Origin of the sequence: Anaerotignum faecicola (assembly GCA_024460105.1) — a bacterium.
Taxonomy (GTDB): Bacteria; Bacillota; Clostridia; order Lachnospirales; family Anaerotignaceae; genus JANFXS01.
On record JANFXS010000276.1, the window covers coordinates 1 to 453 of the forward strand.

At 48.3% G+C, this 453-nt stretch carries 1 protein-coding gene; it reads left to right on the forward strand.

Translation table 11 applies throughout. From position 1 onward, the window contains the following. Positions 1-34 precede the first annotated feature (34 nt). A partial coding sequence (locus tag NE664_13935) for a carbohydrate ABC transporter permease (protein ID MCQ4727734.1) occupies positions 35-453 on the forward strand: 419 nt, incomplete at its 3' end.

Sequence of the window (453 nt, forward strand, 5' to 3'; positions counted from 1 at the left end):
CACAGGCGTAGAGTATCCCGCCTGTGCTGCGGGAATCTGGCTGATTACCACGATCTTTCCGCTTTATTTTGCAGTACTGTCTTCCTTTAAAGATGACCAGACTATTTTCGCGGACTTTTTTGCCCTGCCGCAGCGGTTTGGATTGGATAATTATATTTCCGCGGAGAAAATGGTGCATATTCTGCGTGCCACTGCCAATTCACTTTTTCTGTCAGCAGGTTCTATCTGCCTGATGCTGGGAGTATCCGTTATGGGCGCCTATGTGACGGCGAGGAAGCGGATACCGGGAAGCGAAGGGGTTACGCTGTTTCTGATTGCCGCAATGATGATACCTATTCAGAGCGCGATTGTGCCGATTGTCCAGATGGTCAGCGCCATCGGTCAGAGAAATAATCTTTTCGTACTGATGGTCATCTATGCCGGAGTAAATCTTTCCATGGTGTTTTTCATTCT